The organism is Methyloversatilis sp., from assembly GCF_030698125.1.
Taxonomy (GTDB): domain Bacteria; phylum Pseudomonadota; class Gammaproteobacteria; order Burkholderiales; family Rhodocyclaceae; genus Methyloversatilis.
Map to the genome: position 1 here is coordinate 117,340 of NZ_JAUYNV010000005.1, position 22,908 is coordinate 140,247.

General features: G+C 59.9%; 18 protein-coding genes and 1 tRNA gene. 17 read left to right on the top strand and 2 right to left on the bottom strand.

Features of this window, described 5'->3' with window-relative positions:
• The first annotated feature begins 7 nt into the window (after positions 1 to 7).
• The 12 genes from Q8Q80_RS02350 (at position 8) to Q8Q80_RS02405 (ending at position 16,964) form a co-directional block, all read left to right on the top strand.
• Positions 8 to 322: a lipid asymmetry maintenance protein MlaB gene (locus Q8Q80_RS02350; RefSeq protein ID WP_305631385.1), complete on the top strand. Its 315-nt coding sequence runs from the start codon at positions 8 to 10 to the stop codon at positions 320 to 322.
• A complete protein-coding gene (locus tag Q8Q80_RS02355) occupies positions 319 to 2,574 on the top strand; it encodes a chemotaxis protein CheA (protein WP_305631386.1) in 2,256 nt (751 codons plus the stop codon). The genes Q8Q80_RS02350 and Q8Q80_RS02355 overlap by 4 nt, the downstream gene beginning before the upstream one ends.
• Complete coding sequence (locus tag Q8Q80_RS02360; protein ID WP_305631387.1) at positions 2,571 to 4,592, top strand: methyl-accepting chemotaxis protein; 2,022 nt, start codon at positions 2,571 to 2,573, stop codon at positions 4,590 to 4,592. Before Q8Q80_RS02355 ends, Q8Q80_RS02360 begins: the two co-directional genes overlap by 4 nt.
• A 27-nt stretch (positions 4,593 to 4,619) precedes the next feature.
• Entirely contained in the window at positions 4,620 to 5,141 is a 522-nt protein-coding gene (locus tag Q8Q80_RS02365) for a chemotaxis protein CheW (RefSeq protein ID WP_305631388.1), read from the top strand.
• A complete protein-coding gene (locus Q8Q80_RS02370) occupies positions 5,134 to 5,946 on the top strand; it encodes a protein-glutamate O-methyltransferase CheR (protein ID WP_305631389.1) in 813 nt (270 codons plus the stop codon). The genes Q8Q80_RS02365 and Q8Q80_RS02370 overlap by 8 nt, the downstream gene beginning before the upstream one ends.
• Positions 5,943 to 6,494, top strand: coding sequence for a chemotaxis protein CheD (locus tag Q8Q80_RS02375; RefSeq protein WP_305631390.1), 552 nt, complete (start codon positions 5,943 to 5,945; stop codon positions 6,492 to 6,494). Before Q8Q80_RS02370 ends, Q8Q80_RS02375 begins: the two co-directional genes overlap by 4 nt.
• Before the next feature lie 6 nt (positions 6,495 to 6,500).
• The gene (locus Q8Q80_RS02380; protein WP_305631391.1) at positions 6,501 to 7,583 is read left to right on the top strand and encodes a chemotaxis response regulator protein-glutamate methylesterase; all 1,083 of its coding nucleotides are present in this window, start codon (positions 6,501 to 6,503) and stop codon (positions 7,581 to 7,583) included.
• Between the two features lie 539 nt (positions 7,584 to 8,122).
• Positions 8,123 to 9,262 carry an HD domain-containing phosphohydrolase gene (locus tag Q8Q80_RS02385; RefSeq protein ID WP_305631392.1) on the top strand — a complete coding sequence of 380 codons (1,140 nt, stop codon included), beginning with the start codon at positions 8,123 to 8,125 and terminating at the stop codon, positions 9,260 to 9,262.
• A gap of 60 nt (positions 9,263 to 9,322) precedes the next feature.
• Positions 9,323 to 12,940, top strand: a complete 3,618-nt coding sequence (locus tag Q8Q80_RS02390) for a PAS domain S-box protein (RefSeq protein WP_305631393.1) — start codon at positions 9,323 to 9,325, stop codon at positions 12,938 to 12,940.
• 171 nt (positions 12,941 to 13,111) lie between these two features.
• Entirely contained in the window at positions 13,112 to 15,076 is a 1,965-nt protein-coding gene (locus Q8Q80_RS02395) for an ATP-binding protein (protein ID WP_305631394.1), read from the top strand.
• On the top strand, positions 15,073 to 16,335 hold the full coding sequence (locus Q8Q80_RS02400) for a response regulator (protein ID WP_305631395.1): 1,263 nt from the start codon (positions 15,073 to 15,075) through the stop codon (positions 16,333 to 16,335). The genes Q8Q80_RS02395 and Q8Q80_RS02400 overlap by 4 nt, the downstream gene beginning before the upstream one ends.
• Positions 16,332 to 16,964, top strand: coding sequence for a response regulator transcription factor (locus Q8Q80_RS02405; protein WP_305631396.1), 633 nt, complete (start codon positions 16,332 to 16,334; stop codon positions 16,962 to 16,964). Before Q8Q80_RS02400 ends, Q8Q80_RS02405 begins: the two co-directional genes overlap by 4 nt.
• A gap of 275 nt (positions 16,965 to 17,239) precedes the next feature.
• On the opposite strand, the gene Q8Q80_RS19780 is transcribed toward Q8Q80_RS02405, so the two are convergent.
• Both Q8Q80_RS19780 and Q8Q80_RS02415 read right to left on the bottom strand, forming a co-directional pair.
• Positions 17,240 to 17,362: a hypothetical protein gene (locus Q8Q80_RS19780; RefSeq protein ID WP_371132674.1), complete on the bottom strand. Its 123-nt coding sequence runs from the start codon at positions 17,360 to 17,362 to the stop codon at positions 17,240 to 17,242.
• A 234-nt stretch (positions 17,363 to 17,596) separates the two neighbouring features.
• A tRNA-Asn gene (locus Q8Q80_RS02415) sits at positions 17,597 to 17,672 on the bottom strand.
• A gap of 198 nt (positions 17,673 to 17,870) precedes the next feature.
• On the opposite strand from Q8Q80_RS02415, the gene Q8Q80_RS02420 reads away from it, so the two are divergent.
• The 5 genes from Q8Q80_RS02420 to Q8Q80_RS02440 form a co-directional block, all read left to right on the top strand.
• Positions 17,871 to 19,661 (top strand): AsmA-like C-terminal region-containing protein, encoded by a 1,791-nt coding sequence (locus Q8Q80_RS02420; protein ID WP_305631397.1) that lies wholly within the window; start codon positions 17,871 to 17,873, stop codon positions 19,659 to 19,661.
• A 127-nt stretch (positions 19,662 to 19,788) separates the two neighbouring features.
• Positions 19,789 to 20,196 (top strand): hypothetical protein, encoded by a 408-nt coding sequence (locus Q8Q80_RS02425; RefSeq protein WP_305631398.1) that lies wholly within the window; start codon positions 19,789 to 19,791, stop codon positions 20,194 to 20,196.
• 59 nt (positions 20,197 to 20,255) lie between these two features.
• Positions 20,256 to 20,756, top strand: coding sequence for a hypothetical protein (locus tag Q8Q80_RS02430; RefSeq protein ID WP_305631399.1), 501 nt, complete (start codon positions 20,256 to 20,258; stop codon positions 20,754 to 20,756).
• Complete coding sequence (locus tag Q8Q80_RS02435) at positions 20,743 to 22,173, top strand: TolC family protein (protein WP_305631400.1); 1,431 nt, start codon at positions 20,743 to 20,745, stop codon at positions 22,171 to 22,173. The genes Q8Q80_RS02430 and Q8Q80_RS02435 overlap by 14 nt, the downstream gene beginning before the upstream one ends.
• A gap of 63 nt (positions 22,174 to 22,236) precedes the next feature.
• On the top strand, positions 22,237 to 22,908 hold a 672-nt coding region (locus tag Q8Q80_RS02440; RefSeq protein ID WP_305631401.1), incomplete at its 3' end, for a multicopper oxidase domain-containing protein.

The window sequence follows — 22,908 nt, forward strand, 5'->3', positions numbered from 1 at the left end:
GTGTGCCATGAATCAGATCTTTGAGCTTCCCGCAGAACTCAGCATCTACACGGTTGCAGACACGCACCGACGACTGCAGGTTTGGCTTGGACAGCAGATAGACAGCGCGGCAGCCCAGTTGCAGCTTCTGGCACACGGCGTCGAAGAGATCGACGGTGCCGGCTTTCAGTTGCTTGGCGCGCTGGCCAATAGTGTTGCCGCGCTCGGCGTTCCGTTGCGCGTGGTGGCGCCGAGCCGGACCTTCGTCGAAACGAGTGCCACGCTCGGCTGCATCGACTGGTTCGATGTCACCGAACAGGCTGCGGCCAGGGAGGTTGCATGAAGCGCACCCAGCAAGAAAGCGACCAGAGCTTCATCGCCGAAGCGATGCCGGCATTCATCAGCGAGGCGCGCGAACAGCTGGAAAACATCGAGCAACTGTTGCTGCAGCTCGAAGAGAACCCGCAGGATCGCGATTTGCTGGACGCATTGTTCCGCTGCGCGCATACGGTGAAGGGTTCGGCCGGCATTTTCGGGCTGATGCAACTTGTCGAATTCGCGCATCACGTGGAAACGCTGCTCGATCGCATGCGTGAAGGCCACATCAGGCTCGACCCGTCGCTCAGCACGCTGCTTCTGCAGTGCAACGATCAGATCCTGCATCTGGTGGATATTGCAAGCAATCCTTCTCTTGAAAGCGACGAGTACATTGCCGAACGCGCCGACCTGGTGTGCCGCTTGCTGGCGGCCGTCGGCAACAGTCAGCCGGTCCCGGCAAGTGCCGGTCAGGAGACATGCGTGTCGGGCGCTGCAGTGCCGGCGGGAGGCCGCTGGCATGTGTCGGCCGAATTCGGCACCGAGTGCATGCGTAACGGCATGGATCCGCTCGGCATCGTGCGCTACCTGGGCACGCTGGGCGAAGTGGTCGCGATTACATGCGATCGCTCAAGTATTCCTTCGCTGGCTGAGCTCGACCCCGAATCATGTCATCTGGTCGTGGGGGTCGGGCTGGTCACAGAGGCTACGAAGGAAGAAATCGAAGGTGCATTCAGTTTCGTGAAGGACGACTGTCGGCTGCGACTGATTGCGCCTTCGGCTTCCCTCGAACACTTCGTAACGCTGCTCGACGAGATGCCCGATCACCCCCAACTCGGTCAGTTGCTGGTGAACATCGGCGCTGTCACGCAGGCGCAGCTCGACGCCGGCCTGCGGCAGCAATCCGCACTGCGGGCCGGTGGTGACGACGCTCCCCGGCTGGGCGATGTGCTGCAGGTGAGCGCCGGCGTGGCGCCGGAGATCGTGGCGGCGGCGGTCAGCAAGCAGCAGCGCCAGCGCGAAGCGGGGCCAGACGACAACCGCTGTATCCGGGTGCAGGCTGATCGCCTCGATGTCGTGATCAACCTGCTGGGCGAACTCGTGATTGCAGGCGCCGGTGCATCGCTGCTGGCGCGTCAGACACGCCACAGCGGGCTGACTGAAGCCAGTCAGCACATGAGTCGGCTGATCGAGGAAATCCGCAACGGCACCTTGCAGTTGCGCATGGTGCCAATCGGCGAAACCTTCAGTCGTTTCCGCCGCGTGGTGCGCGATACAGCCTCGCAGCTGGGCAAGGACGTGATACTGGAAATAGAGGGCGCGGATACCGAACTCGACAAGTCCGTGGTCGAAAAGATCGCGGATCCGCTCATGCATCTGGTGCGCAACGGGCTCGATCACGGGCTTGAAACCCCCGAGCAACGGGAATTGGCTGGCAAGCCTCGACAGGGCAGGCTTGTGCTCAGCGCGCGGCACGAATCCGGCAGTATCCTGATCCGCATCCGCGATGATGGCCGCGGCATCGACCGCAGTCGGGTGCTCAAGCGTGCGTGGGAGCGCGGCCTCGTCGACGTCGATGTGACACCGTCAGATGCCGACATTCTCAAACTCATTTTTGCGCCGGGTTTCTCGACCGCCGAGCAGGTGACCAACCTGTCCGGCCGCGGCGTCGGCATGGACGTGGTGCGCAAGAACATCGAGGCGCTGCGCGGCACCGTGGACGTGAGCAGCCAGTTAGGCCACGGCACGGTGATCGACATCCGGTTGCCGCTCACACTGGCCATTATCGACGGCTTTCTTGTGGCTGTCGGTAGTTCCAAATTCGTGCTGCCGCTGGAAGCAGTGGTCGAAGTGATCGAAGGCCGAGACCCGAACGAACTGCTGACGATGCCCGACAAACGAGGCGGCTTCTGCGTGCCCCTGCGCGGAGAACTGCTGCCGGTTGTCAGCTTGCGCCAGCTCTACGCGCTGCAGGGCGAAGCCCCTGAACGCGTAAGCATCGTCGTAGTGCGTGCCGGCGATCGAAGCTATGGCATCGAGGTCGACATGCTGCTCGGGCAGCACCAGACGGTCATCAAACCGCTGGGCCGGATGTTCCGCACGCTTCGTGGCATCTCGGGCTCGTCGATTCTCGGCAACGGCGAAGTCGCCCTGATCTTCGACGTGCCTTCCCTGGGTCTACTGGCGGCCGAGCCGCCACGGATAAACACGCGCGGTGCGCGCGAAACAGCCTTTCCGGGCCGTTCAATCCATTCATCTACAGAAGGACAATCATCATGACCGAGAACAGCACTTCATGGATCGCGCGCATGGTCGCGGGTACGGAGCTGAAGCAGGCTTCCCGACAACTGCTGCAGGAACAGGATGCGCGCCAGAAGGCGGAGGCGGCGCTCGCAGAACTGCGAAGCCGACTGGCTTCCGTAGAGTCGGAGCTGCGCGTGCGCACCGATATCATGAATGTCACCAGCATTGTGTCCGAGTCGGACAAAAAGGGCGACATCGTGAGCATCAATGAGAAGTTCTGCGAAGTGTCGAAGTACAGCAAAGAAGAACTGCTGGGCAAGCCGCACAACACGACGCGGCACCCCGACATGCCAAAGGAGACGTTCAAGCAGCTTTGGTCCACCATCGGTCACGGTGAAATGTTCCGCGGCATCATCAAGAACCGCGCCAAGGACGGTACGCCCTATTACGTCGATGCCGTGATCGCCCCCATCATGGGCGACAACGGAAAGCCCGTGAAATATCTCGGTGTGCGCTACGACATCACCGAAGCCGAACTGGAACGTCAGAACGCGCGCGGCGTGCTGGGCGCCATCGATGAGTCGTACGCCTACATCGAATTCGATCTCGGCGGACATGTGCTGCATGCCAACAGGAATTTCCTGCAGGTGCTCGGCTACCAGCTCGACGAGGTGGTCGGCAGGCATCACCGCATGTTTGTCGAGTCGGCGTTCGCCGCCTCGCCCGCCTACAGTCAGTTCTGGCGTGACTTGAACGACGGCAAGCCGCAGAGCGACGTGTTCAAGCGCATTACCAAAGCCGGTCAGGAAGTATGGATCCAGGCGGTGTACGCGTCGGTGAAGGACGAAATGGGGCGAGTCAAGAAAGTCGTGAAGATCGCGACTGACGTGACCGCGCAGGTCAATGCCGCCAACATGCTTGCCAGCGCGGTGGAACAGGCGCAGCAGGTGACTTCGGCGGCGCAGACCGGTGACCTTTCGAAGCGCATTCCGATCGAAGGGAAGAGCGGACCGACCCGTGAACTGTGCGAAGGGGTCAACGCGCTGATGGAAACCATGTCGGTGATCTTTGCCGATATCGGACGCGTGTTCGGGGCGTTGTCGGCGGGTGACTTGAGCCAGCGTATCACGCGCGATTCGCAAGGCATTTTCGAACAGGTGAAGAACGACGCCAACAGCACAAGCGAGAAGTTGGCCGGCATCATTGAGGAAGTGCGCGCCGCATCCGATGCACTGACCGGTGCCGCCGGGCAGGTCAGCGCTACCGCGCAATCGCTGTCGCAGGCGGCCAGCGAACAGGCCGCCTCGGTGGAAGAGACCACGGCCTCGATAGAACAGATGTCGGCGTCGATCTCGCAGAACAGCGACAATGCCAAGGTGACCGACGGCATGGCAACCAAGGCTGCAAACGAAGCGGGCGAGGGCGGTGAGGCCGTCACGCTCACAGTCAAGGCGATGAAGCAGATTGCTTCAAAGATCAGCATCGTTGATGACATTGCCTACCAGACCAACCTGCTGGCGCTCAATGCCGCCATCGAGGCGGCGCGCGCTGGCGAGCACGGCAAGGGCTTCGCGGTCGTGGCAGCCGAAGTGCGAAAACTGGCCGAACGCAGTCAGGAGGCCGCCAAGGAAATCGGCGATCTTGCGGGTGACAGCGTGTCGACTGCGGAACGCGCGGGCAAGCTGCTCGACGAGATCGTGCCTTCCATCCGGCGCACATCGGATCTTGTACAGGAGATTTCTGCCGCGTCCGGCGAACAGAGTTCCGCCGTCACGCAGATCGGCGGCGCCATGGGTCAGCTCAGCAAGGCGACCCAGCAGAATGCTTCGGCTTCCGAAGAACTGGCCGCTACATCGGAAGAACTTTCCGGGCAGGCCGAACAGCTGCAGCAGGCCATCAGCTTCTTCAATCTGGGTGAGACCGCTAGAGCCCCCTCACGCACGCTTCGCGGCGAGCCGGAAGCAACGCGCCAGCGCGCGCGCGAATTACCCGCGCTCGGCATGGTGGCCGCGAACTCGCTGCGCAGCGGTGGCAAGAATTTCCATCCCTTCTGAGCGTCGCCCGAAACCGAGGACATCATCATGAATTCCGACAAGCCAATCGATGCGTCCGCCCAGACGCAGGCTTCAGCTCAGTTCCTTACCTTTCTGCTGGCCGATGGCGTTTATGGCATGGACATCGCAACGGTGCGCGAAATCATCCAGCACGGCCAGATGACCTCGGTGCCGCTGATGCCCGACTTTGTGCGCGGCGTCATAAACCTGCGCGGTGCTGTGGTGCCAGTCATCGACCTGCAGGCGCGGCTGGGCAAGGCTCCAGCCGTGGTGGGCAAGAAGACCTGTATCGTCATTTTCGATGCTCAGCGGGATGGTGAACGCGTCGAGCTGGGCCTGATGGTCGACGCGGTCAGCGAGGTCATTGAAATCCCGTTCAGCCAGATCGAGCCGGGCCCGTCCTTCGGCAGCGCGGTGCGGCGCGAATTCATCAAGGGCATGGGCAAGCTTGGCGGACGTTTCGTCATCCTTCTCGACCCCGAGCGCGCCCTGGATGTCGAAGAAATGGCCGATCTGGTCGAACGTTCGCAGGATGAAGCCGTTGTCTGAGCTCAGCGATGCAACTTTCCAGCGGATCAGCGCGATCATGTACGACGCCGTTGGCCTGTCGTTCGCGGACAACAAGCGCTCGCTGATTTCGTCGCGACTGGCCGGGCGCATTCAGCGCCTCGGCCTGCCGGGTTTCGAAGCCTACGCGGAGTTGCTTGCTCAGCCGGACGAGGTCATCGAATTCCAGATGGCGGTCGATCTGCTCACCACGAACGAAACCTATTTCTTCCGCGAGCCGAAGCATTTCGAACTGCTGGCGAACGAGGTTTCAGCCGCACGCTCGCGAACGCCGCTTGCAGTGTGGAGCGCTGCGTCATCCTTTGGTGACGAGGCATACAGCATTGCCATGCTGTTTTCCGATCTGCAGCAGATCGGCAAGGTGGCCCCCAATTGGGCGGTGTTGGGAACAGACATCAGCCATCGTGTGCTGCAGGCTGCCAGCGAAGCGGTCTATCCGGAAGATCGCTTGCGCTATGTCGAGCCAGCGCGCCTGAAGCGATACTGTCTCAGGGGGGATGGGGCTAATGAGGGTCTGGTGATGGTAAACGACGCGGTACGCAAGCACGTGACGTTCGGTCAGCTGAACCTCACACGCGATTTCGAAGGCATCGGACCCTTCGATGTGGTGTTCCTGCGCAACGTTCTCATCTATTTCGACGGTCCCACCAAGATCGAGGTGGTGGACCGCGTGCTGCGCACGCTCAAGCCGGGCGGCCTGTTCTTCATGGGCACGGCCGAAGGCCGCGTCAATTGCGCGACGCCGCTCAAGTCACTGGCACCGGGTGCGTTCCGGAAGCTGCCATGAATGCCTTGCCAACCGCCCTGAACGCGGCGACTCACACCTTCGCGCTCAGCGCGCCGGATGTCCTGGTTCTGCATCCGGGAGACGTCGCACTGGTTTTTGCCGGCGATCGTGTCGAGACCCTTCTCGGGTCATGCGTCGCGGTGATCCTTACCGACCCGCGGCGGACGGTGGCGGTCATGTGCCACATCGTGCATTCAATGAATCCGCCACCCGGAAGGGGCTGTGACGCACGTTTCGCCAGCCCGGCGATAGATGCCGCCTGTGCCCTGCTGCACAGTGTCGGCATCGTGCCCGCGCGATGCGAAGCCTACCTCTACGGCGGTGGCAACATGTTTCCAGCGCACCCAACAGCGCGCCAGGTGGGCGCTGAGAATGTTCGCTGGGCAGAGGCCTTTCTTTCCCGGCACGAGGTGCGCGTATGCGCCAAGTCCGTCGGCGGTGCGGCATACCGAAGGATTGGCTGGACGGTCGGCGCAGGCGAACCCGCAGTGATATCGGTGGCCGTGGCGCATGGTGCCGATGCTGCGCTGCCCACCTTCTCGGGATAGACATCAATGGAATCCATAAAGGTATTCGTCGTGGACGATTCGGCCGTAGTGCGTCAGACCATTACGCACATGTTGAGCGGGAGCAGCGAGATCGAAGTCATCGCCACTGCGCCCAATCCGCTCATTGCATTGCAGACGCTCAAGAAGATCCGTCCCGACGTGATGTTGCTCGACATCGAAATGCCGGGTATGGACGGACTGACCTTCCTGCGCCAGATCATGAGCAGTGACCCGATTCCGACCGTCATCTGCTCGACGCTGGGCACCGACGGCAGCAAGGTGGCGCTCGAAGCCCTCGCAGCGGGTGCCGTTGCAGTCGTCCCCAAGCCCAAGCTCGGACTCAAGCAGTTTCTTGAGGACTCGCGGCGTGAAATGATCCAGACGCTAAAGGCGGCGGCGCGATCGCGCCCACGTTCCCGCGTTGCGCAGGCGACCACTGCTTCCGCAATTCCGGATTACGGCACGCGGGCGGTGCCGCAGCGCGCGGTTCCGGCGCCGTCGGTGCATGCACTGGCTGTCAACAAGCCTGTTGTAATTGGCAGCTCGACCGGCGGCACACAGGCGCTCGAAGAGGTGCTCACGGCCCTTCCTCCCCATGCACCGGGCATTGCGATTGCGCAGCACATGCCCGAGAAATTCACGGCGATGTACGCCGAACGGTTGAACGGACTCTGCGCCATCCATGTGCGTGAGGCGCGGGACGGTGATCGGCTCGAGCGCGGCCTCGCCCTGATTGCGCCCGGTGGCCGCCATATGCAACTGCGCAAGGCGGGCGGGCAGTATTTTGTGGTGGTGGCGGACGGCCCGCCCGTAAACCGCCATAAGCCGTCAGTCGATGTACTGTTCCGCTCGGCGGCAGACTGTGCCGGTCGAGACGTGCTGGGGATGATCCTCACCGGCATGGGCGACGATGGCGCCCGTGGCATGAAACAGTTGCATGACGGCGGCGCGCGCACGATCGCTCAGAACGAAGAAACCTGCGTCGTTTTCGGCATGCCGAAAGAAGCGATCATGCTGCGGGCAGTCGACGAAGTTTTACCGTTGAATCAGATGGCGCGGGCCATCCTGCAGTTCGACGCACGCGCCTGAGACGCTGTCAGCACCCTGCTGTAACTGGATGGCCTCGCCCGGTGTCCTGTTGCAGCGCACAGCCGGAACTCGCGCGGGCGCGTTTTTCCGAAACGGATGACGAAATGTGAGATCGCGGCCGACAAGAGCGGGGATTCCAGTGGCCCCGGTACCCGGTTTCGATAAAACCGGTGTAAGGGAATCCCTAGTCGCTTGCGGATTTACTGATTACTCCCGACGGACTTTCCTGATATAGAGTGGCTCGAACGCATTAATTATATTCATGAATGGTTGAGATATTGCGATCGCATACAAATCCTGAATCGACGTACTCCGTGCGCAACGAACCAGGCGACATCATTGCTGCATGCGCGGCGAAAGTGCTTTCTTCTGAAGAAAAGGCGTCGAGTTTGAGCATGGACGATTCGCTATTTTGAGACAGGTTATGTTGGATTCGGAGCCTGGACGAGGCAGGCAGGTCGGCGCCTCGTCGATATGGCTATGCGGTCAGGAAGCGCACGCAATCTCCACTTGAAGAACCGCAGTAAAGGAATCGAATCATGATCGCTTCAAAAGCGGCAATTGACGTTCATGTTCCAGCTTGCCGGCTGGATGATGGTTTCGGCTTTGAAGCATCCGGTGTCCAGGACTCGAAAATTCTTCTGGTGGACGATGAAACAGTCAATCTGAAGCTGCTGCAGCGTTCTCTTGAAGCATTGGGCTATTCCAGGCTTACACCACTTTCCGACCCCTACGCGGTTGTACCGAATTACGAGAAAAATCGACATGATCTTGTGGTTCTTGATCTGAATATGCCAGGCATGAATGGCTTCGAGATCCTGAAGAAGTTTCATTCGCTCGGGAATGACGACATGCCTTCCGTATTGGTTCTGACCGCCCAGCACGCGCAGGAGGACAGAATCAGAGCTCTGCGCAGCGGCGCGCAGGACTATATTACCAAACCTTTTTCAATCGAAGAATTGGCGGCCCGCGTACGTAACCTGTTGCATGCCCAGCTTGACCGCAAGCTCATTCGTGGGCGGAATCTTCAGCTGGAACAGCGGGTGTTTGAAAGAACGCAAGAGTTGTATGACACCCGGTTGCAGATCGTGCGCCGGTTGGGTCGAGCTGCAGAGTATCGCGACAATGAAACAGGATTGCACATCGTACGTATGAGCAAAATTTCGGCGCTGCTCGGTGATGCGCTCGGAATGGGAAAGGAGTTTTGCGACCTGTTGCTCCATGCAAGTCCCATGCACGACATCGGAAAGATTGGGATTCCGGATTGCATTCTTCTAAAGCCGGGACGTTTCGAATCGCACGAATGGGAAGTAATGAAATCACATACAACGATCGGAGCGGATATTCTTTCCGGAGATGATTGCGACATCTTGAATATGGCTCGTGAAATTGCTTTGACCCATCATGAAAAGTGGGATGGTAGTGGCTACCCGCTTGGCTTGATTGGCGTCAAGATCCCACTGGAGGGCCGCATTGTCGCAATAGCGGATGTTTTTGATGCGTTGATCTCCGAACGCCCTTACAAAAAGGCTTGGGAGGTCGATAGTGCACTCGAATTCATCCAGAGTCAGCGCGAAAGGCATTTTGATCCAGAGCTGGTGGATCTGTTCATAGGTAACCTTTCTGAAATCCTGAAGATCAGGAATCGTTTCGCGGAACCGGCGGTTTCTGCGACATAGTTCCTGTCGCGGGCCCTGGTTCAAACGGGTCTATCGCAATTCGACAAGTATGACTGAAATATGAAGCCACATCTTGTTTTTGCGTTTCTTTCGCCCGTAGTCGCACTTGTCCTGCAATGGCTTCTGTGGCCCTGGATTGAACCCTTCGTCTGGTTCTTTTTCTTCCCTGCTGTGTTTGTCAGCGCCCGCGTAGATGGAATCCGCGGCGGCATGGTCGGTGCGCTGCTCAGCATCGGTCTGGCTTCGTACTTCTTCATCCCGCCACGATCAAGTTGGGCAGTGGACATGCCGTCGCATCTCCCAGCCTTCGGCCTTGTCCTGCTCATTGGCTACCTTTCAGGCATTGATAGTCAGCGTCAGAAAAGGGCGCTGAGAGCTGCTGAACAGCGACTGATCAAACAATTCGATTCAGTAGATGTTGGCGTTGGGTTGGTTGCTTCAGATGGTCACTGGATTAGCGTCAATCAAAAGCTGCGCGAGATTGTCGGTTATGGTCATTCGGATCTTCTGTCACGCAAATTAACTCAGATCACGCACCCGAACGATCAGGAGCCTGACCTCCTCGAAATGCACAAGAAGCTGGCGCATGGGACAGACAGGTGCGCAATCGAGAAACGGCATGTTCGCAAGGATGGGAGCTCGGTCTGGCTCAAGATCACGCTCGTGTTGTGCCCATGTCCGAACGGCGATCCTGATTACTTTATCGTCACGGTAGATGACATCGACGAAGCTAAGGCGTCAGAAGCTGCGCATAGCGAAAATGCCGATCGAATGCGGACGTTCATCGAACACGCGCCTGCTGCGCTGGCGATATTCGACACAGAAATGCGCTATCTGGCGGCGAGCCAGCGCTGGAAGCTGGACTATGGACTCGATGACCGTGAAATTGAGGGGCTGAGTCACTACGAGATATTCGTGGATATTCCCGAACGTTGGAAGATGGCGCATCGAAGCGGGCTTGCTGGACAGGTCGTGCAGGCTGAAGACGATCGATTCGAACGTGCAGACGGCAGCGTGCAGTGGCTACGTTGGGAAATATGTCCGTGGTATTTGACGGAGGGCGGGGTTGGAGGGATTGCCGTCCTTACCGAGGACATCACCAGAGTGAAGCTGGCCGACGAAGCCTTGCGAACGAGCGAGCGACGCTTGCGTATCGCACAGGAGGGAGCGCAAGTCGGTCTGTGGGAATGGGATTTTCAGCGGGACCGATTTTATTGGTCCCCCAAGTATGAGCAGCTCTACGGCAAGACGCCAGCAGGCATGAGCGCCAGAAAGTACTGGCGTACGCTCGTGCATCCGGACGATCTGCCGATAGCGGATGCAGCTCTGAAGCAACATGTTTCGAATGGTGATACGTTCGAAATCGAGATTCGGGTTATCCGTTCCGATGGAGAAATCCGATGGATGTATGTCGTTGGCGTAGCGCAATTCGACTCGTCCGGGAGAGCGGTTCTGATGTCTGGCTTCAACATAGACGTCACTGCGCGCAAGAATGCAGAACAGGCTCTGTTGGAGAATCAGGCACAACTGCTACGGACTGAAGCGATTGCACATCTCGGGAGCTGGCAACTTGACCTGGTCGGCAACAGGCTTTGCTGGTCCGACGAGGTTTTCCGGATATTCGGCCTGACGCCAGATGAGTTCCATGTCAGCTACGAAACGTTCCTGCAGCAGGTACATCCCGACGACCGCGAAGAGGTGGATAACGCCTATTCGCATTCACTGCGGGACAATGTGGAAAGTTACGATATCGAGCACCGCATACTGCGCAGGGATGGTGAAATTCGTTTCGTGCACGAGAAGTGCCAGCATTTCCGCGATGCGTCGGGGCGCGTTGTTCGTTCAGTGGGAATGATTCACGACATCACGGAGCGTATTGCCGCCGAACAGGCCCTGCGACAGAGCGAGGCAAGGCTGGAAGCCTTCTCTAAAGCAAGTTTCGAGGCGATCGTAATTTGCGAAGAAGGTCGAATAGTCGATTGCAACGCCCAGCTTGGACAAATGCTTTCATGCCCTGTGGAAGAGCTTAGAGGGCGATCCATTGAGGGATTTATCGCACAAGAGCATCGCGAAAGTGCGATGCAGGCCATCGCGCAGGGGCATGAGGGTACCTTCGAGTACGACATGCTGGGTTGTGATGGTGTGCGTATTACGGTCGAGGCACGTGGCCGGAAGAAATTTGTCCGAACCGGCGCGTGCGCCGTCCTGGTCTTTCGGGACGTCACGATGCATCGTCGGGCGGAAAGGCTCCTCAACGTCGTGACGGACGCGGCACCGGTGCTCATTTCGTACGTCGATCACGGACTGAGACACCGGATGATCAATGCCAAGTGCGAGGAGTGGTTTGGTCGCACGCGAGACGATGTGATCGGGCGGCATGTATCCGAACTGCTGGGAGCCCACGCCTACGAGCTTGCAGTGCCCTGGATCGCACGGACTTTGGCGGGCGAGAAGGTTACCTATGAAGCGGAGATAACCCTGCCGCTGCTGGGCCGACGAATAATATCTTTCGCATATATACCGAGCTGTGTAACGGAGGGTGCTGCGCCGGGCTTTTGTGCGGTCATGCAAGACGTCACCGACCGCACGCAAGGGGAAAATGCTTTAAGAAGAAGTGAGGAGCGCTTTCGTACGGTTCTCGAACACGCTGCCGATGCGGTGCTGATTGCCAATCCGATGGGGAATTTCGTTTATGCCAACCCCCAGGCGTCTGCAATGCTCGGGTTCAGTGTCGAGGAGCTCTGCGCGATGGATGTGAGCTCCATTCTGCCGGCACAAGATTTCGAAACGTCTCGAAACCTCCTGCATGAATTGCATGAACGCGGATACAGGCGCACGGAGTGCGATCTCAAGCGCAAGGATGGCAGCAAGGTTTCGGCTGATATCAACACCGTGCGTCTTCCATGCGGCGATCTGTTAAGCGTATGTCGTGACATCACCGAGCGAAAAGCGGCGCACGAGGCCATCCTCCGCGCCAAGGACGACGCCGAACAGGCGAGCCGTGCGAAATCGCACTTCCTGTCACGCATGAGTCACGAGTTGCGAACTCCCATGAATGCCATTCTCGGATTCTCCCAGTTGCTGCGATCCGACGCGCAGCATCCACTTGACGATCTTCAAAGAGAACACGTGACGGAGATCGTTCATGCGGGCCGGCATCTGCTGGACCTTATCAACGAGGTACTGGATCTGTCACGTATCGAGGCGGGACATCTCGAGGTGAACCTCGTTGAAGTAGACCTCGGTGCCCTGATGTGTGCATGCCTGAATCTGACCCGTCCGGACGCAGAAGTTCGCGGTATCGAATTTCAAAACCTTATGTTGCCAGTGCAGGTTTTCGTTGTGGCTGATCGAGTCCGTCTGAAACAGGTGCTGCTCAACCTTCTGTCCAACGCCGTGAAGTACAACCGTCCGGGCGGCACCGTGAGCATCCGTTGCAGTTCCGAGAACGGAACCTGGGTTGCTTACGTTTCCGATACCGGGGAAGGACTGACTTACGCCCAACAGGCGAGGTTGTTCACACCGTTTGATCGGCTGGGAACGGATCTCGCGGATGGAACGGGAATTGGTCTGGCTCTTTGCAAGCACTTGATGACATTGATGGGAGGCAGCATTGGTGTATCCAGCGAACCCGGTGCAGGCTGTCGATTCTGGATCCGCCTGCCTTCTCCGACATGAACGATCTTCATGTCGGAGAGGGACGGATCGAAGGTATTGAAACCCCGATCCTTTTTCTGGATGGGGACCTGCAATCTACGCAGCATGAAGCTCACGCGTGAGAAATCTGTAGCAACTATAAAACGGGAGGGCAGGGTATGAATAAACCTTGCCCCACACAGGGAAGCGCAAATGACAACGTCAATTCAGAACGGGCCTCGAGAGACTTCACCGAGCGATTTCTCCATACCGAACACGCTTTCGACGGGGGCCCGCCGTCTGCTGGCGGTACTGGATATGCATGCGATCGTCAGTGCCGCAGCAAGTGATGGCACCATTTTATATGTCAATGACAAATTCTGTGAGGTCAGTGGCTACAGCCGCGAGGAGCTTCTCGGTCAGAACCATCGCATTCTCAAATCAGGGTTTCACCCTCAGGATTTTTATGACGAGTTGTGGTCCGTTCTGGTCAAAGGTGGGCGCTGGCAGGGCGAACTGTGCAACAGGCGCAAGGATGGCAGCATGTATTGGGTGGCGTCGACGATTGTTCCCTTCATGGATGAAATGGGACTTCCGGCTCAGTACATATCCGTCCGCACCAACATAACCGAACTGAAGCAGACCCAGGAAGCCTTGGGGATAGCCGAATCCCGTTATCGCGAGGCGCAACGCATAGCGCGCTTGGGTCACTGGACCATGGACCTCGAGACGGGCGTTACAACCTGGTGCGACATGGTGTATGAACTCGCGGGTCTGGATCCGGCAATTGGAACGCCCAATCAACAAGTTTTGTATGACCTGATACATCCCGATGATCTTGAGCGTTTCCGCGAAATGGAAGCGGGCGTACGAGTGACCCCGAGATCGAATAGTTGGGATTTCAAGATCGTTCGACCGGACGGCGAGACGCGCTGCATGCGACTGCGTTGCGTCGCCCACAACGAGCGAGTTGGATGGATGATGGGTACGGTACAGGACGTGACTGAAGAGAAGTTGCGTGAGCTGGAACTCGAACAGGCCAGCCGTGCAAAGTCAGAATTTCTTTCGCGCATGAGTCATGAATTACGCACACCGATGCATGCAATCCTTGGTTTTGCCCAACTCATGCGGATGGAAGGTAATCTGACTGAGGAGCACGCCGATAGTGTCAGTGAGATTCTCAGGGCGGGCTGTCATCTGCTCGAATTGATCAATGAAGTGCTGGATCTGTCGCGTATCGAAACTGGAAGGCAGATTCTGTCCTTACAGCCCGTGCAGATGGATAACTTGCTGCAGGAGTGTCTCGTCCAGGTTGAAGGAGATGCACGACAAAAAGGTCTGACTCTGGTCCAGAGCAATGCGTCAGCTTCGTTATGGGCATTTGCCGACCGATTGAGGCTGAGGCAAGTCCTGCTGAACCTCCTTTCGAATGCCGTGAAATACAATCGCAAGGGTGGCAATGTGACGGTGAAATGTGCCGTGACTGCATCGGAGTGGCTTCGCGTATCGGTAATCGATACGGGGGTGGGTATAGACGAGGCGATGCAGGCAGATTTGTTCACCCCGTTCAATCGGCTCGGTCAAGAGGGTTCCACCATAGAGGGAACGGGTATCGGTCTGGTAATTGCCAAGCGTTTTATCGAAATGATGGGCGGACGGATCGGCGTGGCGAGCAAGAAGGGAATCGGAAGCACGTTCTGGATCGAAATTCCGCTCGTCATTGGCGAGGACGAAGTTTTCCCAAAGTCGTCGCCTGCAGAAGCGCAGACGAAAGGTTCCACGCTCGGGCCCGCCAAGGCACGCAGGAAGATTGTGTACATCGAGGACAACCCCGCCAACCTGCGCTTCATGCAGCAGCTGTTGAAGCGTCGTCCCGACATCATACTGCTTGTGAGTGAAGATCCGTTTGAGGGATTGCATCTTGTGCGTCGCGAGCGGCCGCATCTGGTCCTTCTGGACATCAATCTGCCGGGGATGGACGGCTACGCGGTTTTAAAGCAACTCAAGGCCGATAAATTCACACAATCCATCCCGGTCATCGCGGTTAGCGCCAACGCCATGCTTGGCGATGAGCAAACGGGACGGGCTGCAGGCTTTGACGATTACCTAACCAAACCACTGGATCTGGAGCTGTTGATGACCACCATTGAGCGCCATGTTGGCAGTAACGTAGCGTGATCGACAGTCAGCAGGAAATCGCCACAGGGGACCTTCCTCGCGGCTTGCTGGACATTTCAGATGCGCAGGTTGATCCCTTGCTCGCCCGCATACTGCTTGTAGATGACGACTACGCGATCATTAGAATGATGACGCGGATGCTACGTGCCCACGGGTACCGGAAACCGACATTCACCACGGATCCGCGCGACGTTTCAGAATTGTGCCGAAGGTATGAATTCGATCTTATCCTGCTGGATCTGAGCATGCCACACATGGATGGCGTTCAGCTTATCGAGCAGCTGAGAGCCGAGTTTGGTGTCGATCTGGCTCCCGTGCTGGTGGTTACTGCACAGGTTGATCATGGACTCCGACTCCGTGCGCTGGGGGTAGGCGCGTCGGATTATGTGACGAAGCCATTCCAGTTCGATGAGCTTCTGGCTCGCGCTGGCAATCTGATCCGCATGCACATGTATCAGCATGCAATGCGGGTACGAAATCGCTCGCTGGAAGAACTGGTCAATGAGCGCACCGAAGAGTTGGTGCGCTCACGTCAGGAAATACGTGAATTGGCTGCTCACAATGAACTGGTCAGGGAAGCGGAGCGTGCCCGGATCGCAAGGGAAATCCACGACGAACTGGGCCAGTACCTGACAGCGCTGAGTCTCGACGTTTCGATCCTTGAAATGCGCTTTTGTGCCTCGGTTCCTGCGCTCGCTGAACAAGTGGAGTCGATGCGCAGGCTGGTGGACCGCACCATTTCGATAGTGCGTACCGTGGCCAGTCAAATGCGCCCGGCCACCATGAATCTTGGACTGGAAGCAGCGACCGAATGGCTTGTCAGCGAATTCATTTCCAGGACTGGCATAGCATGCACACTGAAGTTGCCGGCAGCGGGAATTCAGCTCAACGACGAACGCGCGACCGCTGTGTTTCGCATAATTCAGGAGTCCTTCACCAACGTCATGCGACACGCGGCTGCACGGCACGTGGATGTGTCACTGCGTGTTGAAGCGGGGTTCCTCGTTGTGCAGGTCCGGGACGATGGCAGAGGCTTCGAGGAATGCACGGTTTCGGGGAAGAAAAGCTTTGGGCTTATGGGCATTCGAGAGCGCGCGATAATTCTCGGAGGCGAAGCGCAGGTGCATAGCGTGCCAGGGCAAGGCACTGTTGTGGAGGCTCGAATTCCTTGTCAAGAGAAGGGGGGCGAAGCGAGCCGCGAGTCTGAACCGGACTTCGAAAGAGTCGCCATCGCCGCGTGTGAGCGTCAAAATCCATGATTCGGATACTGATCGCCGACGACCATGACATCGTAAGGCAGGGCATTCGTCAGGTGCTGGCTCTGGCCGGCGATCTCGAAGTCGCTGGCGAGGCCGACAGCGGATGGGCAGTGCTGAGCGCACTGCGTGAAAAACCCTATCAGCTGCTGCTGACCGACTTGAACATGCCCGGCCCCAACGGAACTGAGCTTTTGAGGCGTGTAAAGGAGGAGCACCCGGGTCTTGCGATAGTTGTTCTGAGCATGCACGCGGAGCGGCAGATCGCTGCTGGCGCCCTCAAGGCGGGGGCGTCCGGCTATCTGACGAAAGGAATTCAAGCGTCCTGCATCCTCGCCGCCGTCCGCAAGGTCGCACGAGGAGGTCGCTACATCGATCCGGAATTGGTCGACAAGCTGGTCTTTGCGACGGAAGCCGGTGAAACTGAGTTGCTTCATGAACGACTTTCCGAACGGGAATACCAGATTTTTCAACTGATTGTAAAAGGAATCAGTCTGAACGACATTGCCGAACAATTGCATCTGTCGGCAAAAACGGTAAGTTCGCACAAGAAGCGCTTGCTTCAGAAACTGGAAATGACCAGCACCGTGGAACTCGTGCGCTACGCGATACAGCGAGGAATGATCATTTGACTATCGAGTTCCACGCAGAACTTCGGTGATTTTTATCTACATTCGATTTGTGGATCCAGGCGCTTAGGGAACGCTGATAAAAGCCGCCCTTCCGGGATTTTTCATCCCCGGAGCAGTGCTTCCGAAATTCGCGTCTTCATGACATCGAATTCCCCCTCCGTTTTCACCCCGGAATCATCCAGGGTCTTCACCAAAGGACAAAAGTGCCCGCCTTCGAGCGGATGCTCACCTTGGCGTGGTCCGCTTGCTCGATCAGCGCGCGCACCGGGTCAGCCTCATCGAGCTCCTTGCAGGTCGAGCGCTTGCCCGCCGATCACAAATCCGGCAGTGCTGTCTTTCAGCGCGTCGCCCTTTTTCGCGCCCTGGTAACGCGAATCCGCATGCACAGGCGTCTCCACGCCGATGTCCGCTATCTGGACCAGGCACCCGCTTGCGCGCTACTGGAGGCATCGAGAGGGCCTGTGCTTGCCTCGCGGCGGGGGCGCTGCTGCGCGTTTCCGGGCGGTCTCCGGGTGCTGCGCGCGCCGCATTCGTTCGACGTCAATCGCTGACAACATCGCTAACAGATCGGCTTTTGACGCGTAAACGAAAAAGGCCTTCTTTCGAAGGCCTTGATTTTCAACACGGTTCTTTGGCTCCCCGACCTGGGCTCGAACCAGGGACCTACGGATTAACAGTCCGGCGCTCTACCGACTGAGCTATCGGGGAACAAAGAGGGCGCGATAATAGGTTGTGATCCTGCGCGCGTCAAGCGATTGATGCGTGACTTTCTTCGCGATCACTGGCCGCCACTTCGGTGCGCTATCGATTTATGATCACGTCACCTGAAGGTCACAACAGCCTTCGCCGAAGTTCCGACTTATCGCTCGCCCCACGGGCACGGGGCCAGCCTGCCAGCGCAGATCAATGAACGAAAACGCGGTATTCATCAAGACTGAAGCGGGCGAGGATGCGGTTTCGAAACGCACCATCGTCCAGCGCAACCTGCGTTCGGTGCTCATCATGATCGACGGGCGCACGCCGGTCGGCAATCTGGCTCAGCAATTCGGTGATCCGCTGATCGTTGAAGGCCTGGTCGGCGAGCTTGAACATCGGGGACTGGTGCGCCGGGTGGATGACGCCAGCGTCGAAGAAGACGCCGACCGCTCGGAACTGTCGTCGATCATGGTCGATATCGAGGATCTGATCAGTCAGCCGATCACACCCGTTGCCGAAGACATCCGTCGGGCGCACGACCGGTCTTCGGCAAAGGAATCGCCGGTGCTGGACGAATTCGCGATGGCCATCCCGGAACTGGCGGCTCCGGCGGCGGCTGTCGCTGTCGCGCCGCCGCCGGCCGACAGCGATGACGTCCGCGGTGCAATAAGACGCGCGATGATGACCAGTTCAGCGGACGCCGGCGTCGAACATTCCGCACCCGGACCGTTCAGGCGCCTGTTTGATCTGTTTGCGGGGCGTGTCAGCGGTGCCGACCGCAAGGGCCCGCCGAGTTCGCTCGGAAAGCGGCTTGTGGTTGGAAGCCTGGTGCTGGTCGTGCTGCTGGTCGGTGTGTTTTTCCTTTATCCCTACAGCCGACACCTGCCGCAGATGGAACAACTGGCGAGCGAACTGCTCGGTCAGCCGGTGCGCATTGCATCGGTATCGCCCAGCATCTTTCCCGAGCCGTCCATTGCACTGGAGGGCTTGCGCGTCGGCGAAGGCGGACAACTGGACGTCGGTACCGTCAAGCTCATTCCTCGCGTGTCGACGCTGCTGTCGGAACGGACGGTCATGCGCGAAGTGCGCATCGAACGCGCAGGACTGAATATCGCCTTTCTGCCCGAGCTGTCGAAGCGGCAGGACATCAACTGGGCATCGCGCTGGCTCAAGGTCGAGCGCATCAGCGTCATCGATTCCAGCCTGCTGCTGCTCGACGGATCAATCGGCAATCTGAATGGCACGCTGGACATCAACGAGGACGGCGCGCTGACCCGGCTTTCGCTGGCCAGCACGGACGGCGGGCTGAAGCTGCAGGGCAGCATCGAATCCGGTGTGTGGAATGTCGCGCTCACGGCGCTGGGCTGGCGCACGCCCGGCCAGCCGTCACTGCTGCTGGACGTTCTGGAGGCGACCGGTACGCTGAACAGCCAGCGCCTGCAGTTCGACAAGGTCGACGTGAAGCTTTATGGCGGTTACGCGGTGGGCAATCTGTCTGTCGGGCTCGTCAGCCCGGCGACCGTCGAAGGCGAAATCACCACGTCGCGTCTTGCCATTGCGGATTTGATCAAGGTGTTTGCGCCCACGCTGCTGCTGACCGGTGACCTGTCTGCGGCCATCGCCATCCGCGGCGAGGGGGAGACGCTGGAGGACCTGCGGCGCACGCTGCGTGCGTCGGGCACGCTTGGCATCCAGCGAGGGCAGATCGAACGCGTCGATCTCGTGCAGGCAGTGCGCATTCCGCGCCCGGATGGCGTGCGCGGCGGCAGCACGCGTTTCGATCAGCTCGAGGGCGATGTACTGGCTGACGCCTCCGGGCTCAGCCTGACCGGTGCGACGATGTCGTCCGGACTGGTCGGGGCGCAGGGGGACATCCGGCTGGCCGACGGCCTTATCAATGGTCGTCTTGACGTCAGCCTGCGCGGCAGCGCAACCACGGTGCTGGCACCGGTCAGCATCGAGGGCAAGTACGCCGATCCGGTCGTGCGCCTCAGGCGTTGATGGTCCCGGCCGCCTGTTCTGCTCTCGTGTCGGCCCGGCTTTCCGCCAGTCGAGTTCCGGGTCTCGTCTGTTCGAGGCCTCGCCGGGGTTGCGTTCGATCAATTGACGCCAGCGCTGGCGCCACAACTTGCGCGCCGGCTGCTATCGTGTGCAGGTGATGTCCCGTTTCAGCCGATTCCTGATAACCGTCCTGCTCGTGATTGCGCTGCCGCTGCAAGGCGGTGTCGCCGCGGCGATGATGAGCTGCGTGCCGGTGCAGCCGCCAGCGATGGCGGCCGGGCACGACAGTGCGACCGACGCGCCGCCGGTCGCGGAGCACTGCGCCGAATCGGCCGCGCTTGATGAAAACGCTGTGCACTCCCCCCAGTCGTGTGCGAGTTGCGCCGCCTGCTGCATCGCCGGCGCGCTGACATCGGCTGCGCTTCCCCTGTTCGCCGACACGGCGTTCCACGAACGACCGCTTGCAGACCTCGGCGGCCCGCCGTCCTTCATCGCCGAAAGCGCGAAACACCCACCCAGATCCGCCTCCGTCTGACGAAACCCTGACGCCCGCACCCGGTGCGGGCATCGATTCACGTCTTGCGCGAGGCCATCATGCTTCACCTTTATCCGAAAACGCTGCTCGTCTGGGCAGCGCTCGCTTCATCTGCCGTGTGGTCGGCCGACCCCGTCGATCCGGCTTCTCCCGTGCCGTCGGCCGTTCATCGCTCGGCGCTCGACGGCTATCGCGGACATGCCGGAGAAACCGTCGGCTCATGGCGTGACGCCAATGACCGGGTCGGGCGGCAAGCCGGCGCTCACGCGCACGGAGCGCAGGTCGATCATCCGGATCAGCCGGCAGACCCGCAGCTCGACGACCCGCACGCGGAACATTCGGCGCCAGCCGGCGCGCCCGCAGAGGGCCCGTCGACGCATGACCACGGCGTCGGCAACCCGGCCGCCCATGATCACCACATGCATCACGACAAGCCTGCAGCCGATGCCGGGAGCGCTCCGCATCACTGCATGCACCACAACAAGGCTGCGGGCGGCGGCATGAAGCACAAGCACGACGCCTGTCCGATGAAGAAGGAGGGCGGTCATGCGCACCACTGATCCATCGCACTGGCGCCTTCTGCCGCTCGTGACGGCGCTGACGCTGCTGGCCGGTTGCGCCAGCTTCAGCCCCGATGGCGGCTTCGGCACGGTCGAGCAGACCGCGCGCGAGCGGCTCGGCAAGGAGGTGAAATGGGCGCGCAGCGACGAAGACCGCGCGGCGGTCGCCGAACGCGTGGCCAGTCTGCTCGGCCAGCCGCTGACGGCGGACGATGCGGTGCAGCTTGCGTTGCTGAACAATCGCGGTCTGCAGGCGGGTTTCCACGATCTGGGCATCAGCGAAGCCGAGCTGGTGCGCGCCGGCAACCTGCCGAACCCCCACTTTTCCATGTTCCACGCCAGCAAGAAGGAAAATGGCGTGCGCGACTACAAGATCGAACAGGCGATCACGTTCAACCTGTTTTCGCTGCTGACCCTGCCGCAGGCGATCGAGGTCAACAAGCGGCAGTTCGCACAGACCCAGCGCGCGGTATCGCTGCAGGTGCTGCGACTGGGAGCCGATGTGCGGCGCGCCTGGACGCAGGCGGTCGCCGCCGGCGAAACGCTGCGCTACATGGAACAGGTCATGGATGCAGCCGAGGCCGGTGCCGAACTGGCACGCCGCATGCAGGCCGCGGGCAACTTCAACGCACTGGCGCGAGCCCGCGAGCAGGGTTTCTACGCCGACGCGGCGCTGAATCTCGCCCGCGCGCAGCAGGCGCATCAGGCGGCGCGCGAACGCCTGACCCGGCTGCTCGGGCTGTGGGGCGAGCAGACCGCGTTCAAATTGCCCGAGCGTCTGCCCGATCTGCCGACCGCACCCCTTGACGCACCCGACATCGAGCGCCAGGCGATGGCGTCGCGCATCGATCTGCAGATCGCCCGGCTCGACGCCGAGGCGACCGCGCGCAACCTCGGCCTGACAAAGACCACGCGCTTCATCGACGTGCTTGAAATCGGCCCGGCGCGCGTGCTCGAAGGCCGCCGCGGCGAGTCATACAAGAAGGGCTATGAAATCAGCTTCGAGGTGCCGCTGTTCGACTGGGGCAGCTCGCGCGTGGCACGCGCCGAGCATATCTATATGCAATCGGTCGAGCGGGTTGCCGACGCAGCCATCAACGCGCGCTCCGAAGTGCGTGAAGCCTACGGCGGCTATCGCTCCGCCTTCGACATCGCGCGCCATTACCGTGACGAAGTGGTGCCACTGAAGAAGCGCATTTCCGACGAAAACCTGCTGCGCTACAACGGCATGCTGATCGGCGTGTTCGAACTGCTGGCCGATGCGCGCTCGCAGGTCGCCAGCGTCAATGGCTACATCGAAGCCCTGCGCGACTTCTGGATCGCCCAGTCCGATCTTGACATGGCGCTGATCGGCAAGCCCGACCTCGCGGCGCCCGTCTCGCCAACGGCAGCAGCGACCGCTGGAGCCGGACATTGAACCCCGGCGCTGTCGCCTCGCCCTGTGGCCACTCGTCACTGAAACGAATTCGAAGGACATGACATGACTTCCCGCAGAGATTTCTTCATGAATGCTGGCATCGCGGGCGCCGCGGTGGCGGCCGCCTCGGTCAGCCGCGTGGCGCTGGCCGCCGTACCCGAACCGGTGATCGAAACGTCGGCCGACACGCGCGGCCCGTTGATGCCTTCCACGGGTCGCCCCTATAACCCGGTTGTCACGCTCAACGGCTGGACGCTGCCCTGGCGCATGAACGGCGGGGTCAAGGAGTTCCACCTGGTGGCCGAGCCGGTGGTGCGCGAAATGGCGCCCGGCTTCAAGGCCCATCTGTGGGGCTACAACGGCCAGTCGCCCGGACCGACGATAGAAGTGGTCGAAGGCGACCGGGTGCGCATTTTCGTCACCAACCGCCTGCCCGAGCGCACCAGCGTGCACTGGCACGGTCAGCGACTGCCCAACGGCATGGACGGCGTCAGCGGCCTGACCCAGCCGGCGATTCCGCCCGGCAAGACCTTTGTGTATGAATTCACCGCGCGCCGCCCCGGCACCTTCATGTACCACCCGCACGCCGACGAAATGACCCAGATGGCCATGGGCATGATGGGTTTCTGGGTCACCCACCCGAAAGCGCGCCATCCGCTGATTGCGCAGGTCGATCGCGACTACGTGTTCCTGCTCAACGCCTACGACGTCGAACCCGGCAGTTACACGCCGAAA

What these genes read in the sequence shown, in the direction of transcription:
- Q8Q80_RS02350 (WP_305631385.1), top strand. Translation starts at nt 8, where the DNA reads ATGAATCAGATCTTTGAGCTTCCCGCAGAACTCAGCATCTACACGGTT.
- Q8Q80_RS02355 (WP_305631386.1), top strand. Translation starts at nt 319, where the DNA reads ATGAAGCGCACCCAGCAAGAAAGCGACCAGAGCTTCATCGCCGAAGCG.
- Q8Q80_RS02360 (WP_305631387.1), top strand. Translation starts at nt 2,571, where the DNA reads ATGACCGAGAACAGCACTTCATGGATCGCGCGCATGGTCGCGGGTACG.
- Q8Q80_RS02365 (WP_305631388.1), top strand. Translation starts at nt 4,620, where the DNA reads ATGAATTCCGACAAGCCAATCGATGCGTCCGCCCAGACGCAGGCTTCA.
- Q8Q80_RS02375 (WP_305631390.1), top strand. Translation starts at nt 5,943, where the DNA reads ATGAATGCCTTGCCAACCGCCCTGAACGCGGCGACTCACACCTTCGCG.
- Q8Q80_RS02380 (WP_305631391.1), top strand. Translation starts at nt 6,501, where the DNA reads ATGGAATCCATAAAGGTATTCGTCGTGGACGATTCGGCCGTAGTGCGT.
- Q8Q80_RS02385 (WP_305631392.1), top strand. Translation starts at nt 8,123, where the DNA reads ATGATCGCTTCAAAAGCGGCAATTGACGTTCATGTTCCAGCTTGCCGG.
- Q8Q80_RS02390 (WP_305631393.1), top strand. Translation starts at nt 9,323, where the DNA reads ATGAAGCCACATCTTGTTTTTGCGTTTCTTTCGCCCGTAGTCGCACTT.
- Q8Q80_RS02395 (WP_305631394.1), top strand. Translation starts at nt 13,112, where the DNA reads ATGACAACGTCAATTCAGAACGGGCCTCGAGAGACTTCACCGAGCGAT.
- Q8Q80_RS02405 (WP_305631396.1), top strand. Translation starts at nt 16,332, where the DNA reads ATGATTCGGATACTGATCGCCGACGACCATGACATCGTAAGGCAGGGC.
- Q8Q80_RS02420 (WP_305631397.1), top strand. Translation starts at nt 17,871, where the DNA reads ATGAACGAAAACGCGGTATTCATCAAGACTGAAGCGGGCGAGGATGCG.
- Q8Q80_RS02430 (WP_305631399.1), top strand. Translation starts at nt 20,256, where the DNA reads ATGCTTCACCTTTATCCGAAAACGCTGCTCGTCTGGGCAGCGCTCGCT.
- Q8Q80_RS02435 (WP_305631400.1), top strand. Translation starts at nt 20,743, where the DNA reads ATGCGCACCACTGATCCATCGCACTGGCGCCTTCTGCCGCTCGTGACG.